At 75.4% G+C, this 4,145-nt stretch carries 4 protein-coding genes; 1 reads left to right on the top strand and 3 read right to left on the bottom strand.

What is annotated here, in order from left to right; genetic code table 11:
- The 3 genes from IG74_RS0143970 to IG74_RS0143960 form a co-directional block, all read right to left on the bottom strand.
- The coding region (locus tag IG74_RS0143970; RefSeq protein WP_030689296.1) for an FAD-dependent monooxygenase at positions 1 to 1,152 on the bottom strand (1,152 nt) is incomplete at its 3' end.
- Entirely contained in the window at positions 1,149 to 1,733 is a 585-nt protein-coding gene (locus IG74_RS0143965) for a hypothetical protein (RefSeq protein ID WP_051856706.1), read from the bottom strand. The genes IG74_RS0143965 and IG74_RS0143970, both read right to left, overlap by 4 nt.
- Before the next feature lie 96 nt (positions 1,734 to 1,829).
- On the bottom strand, positions 1,830 to 2,312 hold the full coding sequence (locus IG74_RS0143960) for a carboxymuconolactone decarboxylase family protein (protein WP_030689292.1): 483 nt from the start codon (positions 2,310 to 2,312) through the stop codon (positions 1,830 to 1,832).
- Between the two features lie 718 nt (positions 2,313 to 3,030).
- On the opposite strand from IG74_RS0143960, the gene IG74_RS0143955 reads away from it, so the two are divergent.
- Positions 3,031 to 4,116 (top strand): AMP-binding protein, encoded by a 1,086-nt coding sequence (locus IG74_RS0143955; RefSeq protein WP_051856704.1) that lies wholly within the window; start codon positions 3,031 to 3,033, stop codon positions 4,114 to 4,116.
- Positions 4,117 to 4,145: the final 29 nt, after the last annotated feature.

Below are 4,145 nucleotides of genomic sequence, written 5' to 3'. Positions count from 1 at the left end.
GTAGTGGACGGTGTGCAGGGGCGGGCCGAAGGGGGCGTGGTCCAGCCAGCGGCCGGCCCGCGGGAGGTGGGGGGCGAGCAGGGCGGCGGCGTGCTGGGCGGTGCGCCGCAGCGGCCGGGCGGCCTGCAGGTGGGCCAGGGCGCTGCCGGCGGCGCGGGCGTTGGCCAGGGCCGCCGCCCGCCGGGTGCGGGCGCACGCCGCCAGGGCCTGGTCGGTGCCGCGGGCGATCGCGGCGGCCGCGGCGACGGCGTCGGCGATGCCGGAGTTCATGCCGCGCGCGCCGAAGGGGGGCAGCAGGTGGGCGGCCTCCCCCGCGAGCAGGACGCGGTGGTGGGCATCGGTGAAGGCGGCGGCGACCTTCTGGTGGAAGCGGTAGGCGGAGGACCAGCTCAGGTCGGCGGGGCGGGCGCCGGGGAGCAGGCCGGGCAGCCAGCGGGCGGCGGTGGCGGCCCACGTCGCGGCCTCGTGGCCGTCGCGGCACTGCACGTCCACGCGCCAGCCGCCGGCGAAGGGCACGAGCAGGACGTTGCGGCCGCCCGCGGCGGGGTGGCGGTAGTGGAAGATGCGGGCGGGAGTGAGGCCACCGGCCTCGCCGGTCAGGTCGGCCACGGCGAAGCCGGTGGGAGCTGTCGTGCCCTCCAGGGCGATGCCCAGGCGGGTGCGCAGGGTGGAGCGGGCACCGTCGGCGGCGATGACGTAACGGGTGCGGTGGCAGTAGCCGGTGGCGGTGATGAGTTCGGCGGCGCGCGCCGTGGTGCGGATGTCGGTGACGGGCTGGGCCCAGCAGATCTCGGCGCCCGCCTGGTGGCAGGCGGCGCGCAGCAGGTCCTCCACCCCACTCTGGGGCAGGCTGGTGAAGGGGATGCGGTGGGCGGGGCCGTGGTAGGTGCGGGTGTGCACGGGCCGGCCGCGCCACAGGGTGCGCCGGGTGCGCCAGATCAGACCGGCGTCGGCGATGGTGCGGCCCAGGCCGGGGTGGACGGTGTCGAGCAGGTCGAGGGTGGCGCGGTGCACGAAGATGGCGCGGCTGCCGGGGCGCGGGCGGTGTTCGGGGTGGGCTTCCAGGACGGTGACGGGCAGGCGGTGGTGGCGGGCGGCGAGGGCCGCGGCCAGGCCCACCGGGCCGGCGCCGACGACGGTGACCTCGCTCATGACGCCGCCGCCGCGGCGGGCTCGGGGTGCGGGGCGGGGCGCAGACGGGCCGGGGCGATGGCGGGGTGGAAGAGCTCCTCGACATAGAAGGGCAGTTCGTCGTCCACGTGGACCACGTAGCCGCGCCAGGCGGCGGTCCGGGCCAGGGGCCGCCAGGGCGAGAGGCCCACGCGCAGCAGGCGGCGGCGCTGGGGCAGGTGGTGTTCGGCCAGGGCCCGGCCCAGCGGGACGGTGTCGCTGGTGAGGATGGTGCACAGGTCGGCGCGGCGGGGCACCGGGCCCATGACGAGGTTGCGGGAGACGGCCGCGTGGGCGTGGTGGCGCAGTTCGGTGCGGCGCACCAGCCAGGGCTCGTCGGCGCGCAGGCCCAGCAGGCCCAGCAGGTGGGCGGCTTCCATGCCGGTGCGCCGCACCCGCTGGGCCACCAGGCGCAGGGCCAGCGGCGCGCCCAGGTGGTGTTCGAGCAGCGCGGTGGTGGAGCCCCGGTGGGTGAGCAGGCGCCGGGTGAAGGGGTCGGCGAACTGCTGGGCCCGCAGCAGGGCGGGCTGTTCGGCGGGGTGGCCGGGGGTGCGGCGGGTCATCTGCGGCCCCTTGGGTGGGCGCGGGTGCCGCCCGGCACGGCCGGGACCGGGGCCCGGGGGCACCGGGCGGCACGGTGGGGGTGCGCGGTCGCGGTGTCAGGCCTTGGGGGTGTAGTTGCCGGGCACCATGCGGGTGGAGATGGCGATGCGGTTGTAGGCGTTGATGACCGCGGCGGCCCAGATGAGCTGGGCGACCTCGGCCTCGCTGAACTCCTTGAGGGCCGCCTGGTAGACGTCGTCGGGCACGTGGTCGGTGTGGATGACGGTGACGGCCTCGGTCAGGGCGAGGGCGGCGCGCTCGCGGGCGGTGAAGAAGGGGGTCTCCTCCCACGCACTGAGGGCGTACAGGCGCTGTTCGCGTTCGCCGGCGGCACGGGCGTCGAGGGTGTGCATGTCGATGCAGAAGGCGCAGCCGTTGATCTGCGAGGCGCGGATCTTGACGAGTTCGAGCAGGGAGTGCTCGAGTCCGGCTTCCTGGGCGGCCTTCTCCGCGGTGGCGTGCAGGCGTCCCATGGCGGAGTAGACCTGGGGGGCCAGCTCGGACAGCTTCAGGCGGGGGAAGGACTCGGCAGTGGTCATGCCCTGCACGGTAGGAAGGGTTCCGGTGGCGGGGGAAGCGCGACTTCCCACTGTCGCAGCCATCGTGAGCGGGCGGCGGACGGCGGGCCGCGGGCTCCTGGGCCGGTGGCTGGCTGGTGGCCGGTCGGGCGGCGGGACGGTAGTCGGCGGGGCGGCCGGGCGGTGGGACGGTAGTCGGCCGGGGGGTGGGGCGGCCGGGCGGGGGTGCGGCGGCAGGCGGGCCAGGCTGCGCGGCGGCGGGCGGGCAGTGACAGGCGGGCAGTGACAGGCGGGCAGTGACAGGGCGTCATGGTGCCGCCGGTGCCGGTGTGTTGCCCCGGCGGTGCGGCCCGGCGTCGCCCCGCCGGGCCCGCGGCACGCGCGCCGGGGCCCCCGCGCCGGGGCGGCCGGGGCCCCGGCGCGGCCGTCCTGCCGGTCCACCCCCTCCCCCAGGAAGCTTTTCTGAAAGCCTCTGTGCGCCGGGAGGCCATCCCTTCTCCGCCGGACCCCCGGTGTCAAATCTCCATGTTTGTAGGGGTTGTTGACGGCCCCAGGTCCCCCAGTTCGCCTCGTATCGCGGCTGACTCTTGACATCAAGAAAGCTTTTCTGAAAGCTATTTATCGGTGCGCTTCCCCTGGCCGCACCTCCCTGCCCGCGATGCCCTCCCAGGCCTGAGCGCGCCACCGGCTCAGGCCTGCCCCGTTTCCACCCCACCCTGACGAATGGGCTGAACACACCATGACCGAACTGCTCCCGCACGCCCCCTGGACCCCCCTGGACACCGATGCCGACACCCATCTGCGCCAGACGCTGCGCTGGCACTTCGGCGCCGCGACCGGCTCGCCGTTCTGGCTGCGCCTGGCCCCCACCCTCGGCTTCGACCCGGTCCGCGACATCCGCACCCTGGCCGACCTGCGGCGCTTTCCCGACGTCAGTGACCTGCTGCGCACCACGGCGGTGGAGGACCTGATCCCGGCCGGGCACACCGGGCCGCCCTTCGAGGTCTTCGAGTCCGGCGGCACCCTCGGCGCCCCCAAGCGCGTCGTCGACAGCGTCTCGCGCAGCCTGAACGTCGACTGGGTCAGCACCGTCCTGGACGCCCACGGCTTCCCCGCCACCGGCAACTGGCTGCACGTGGGCCCCACCGGGCCGCACGTCGTGGGGCGCACCATCCGCCACCTGGCGCAGGCGCGCGGCGGGGTGGCCTTCACCGTCGACTTCGACCCGCGCTGGGTCAAGCGCCTGCTGGGCTCCGGCCGCACCGAACTGGCCGGCGAGTACCGCTCCTACCTGCTCGACCAGGTCGAACTGATCGTGCAGTCCCAGGACATCAAGGTCTTGTTCATCACCCCGCCGGTGCTCGAGGCGCTGGTCGCGCGGCCCGCGGTGTACGAGCAGCTGGCGGCCGGGCTCGAGGGCATCGTGTGGGCGGGCACGAGCATCAGCGCGGAGTCGCTGCGCCAGCTGGAGGAGACGTTCTTCCCGCGGGCGCGCATCGCCGCGATCTACGGCAACACCCTGATGGGCATCGCCCCGCAGCGCCCCCGCCAGGACGGCGACGTGCACGCGGCCGTCTTCCGGCCGTTCTTCCCGCAGTCCGTGGTCGAGGTCGTCGACGGCGCCGGCGGTGCGCCGGTGGCCTACGGCGAGCGCGGCCAGGTCCTGGTGCATCTGCTCAGCCGCGACATGTTCCTGCCCAACGTGCTGGAGCGGGACACCGCGATCCGGGTCCGCCCCGCGCACGGCGACAGCGTCGACGGGCTCGCCGACATCGCCCCGCTGCCCTCCCAGGGCGGCGCCCGCGTCATCGAGGGGGTCTACTGATGACCGCCCCCGCACCCACCCCCGTCACC

The sequence above is a fragment of the Streptomyces sp. NRRL B-1347 genome (genome assembly GCF_000720325.1).
Classification (GTDB): domain Bacteria; phylum Actinomycetota; class Actinomycetes; order Streptomycetales; family Streptomycetaceae; genus Streptomyces.
Note: the sequence above shows the minus strand (reverse complement) of the source record. Positions and strands in the feature narration are given on the sequence as shown.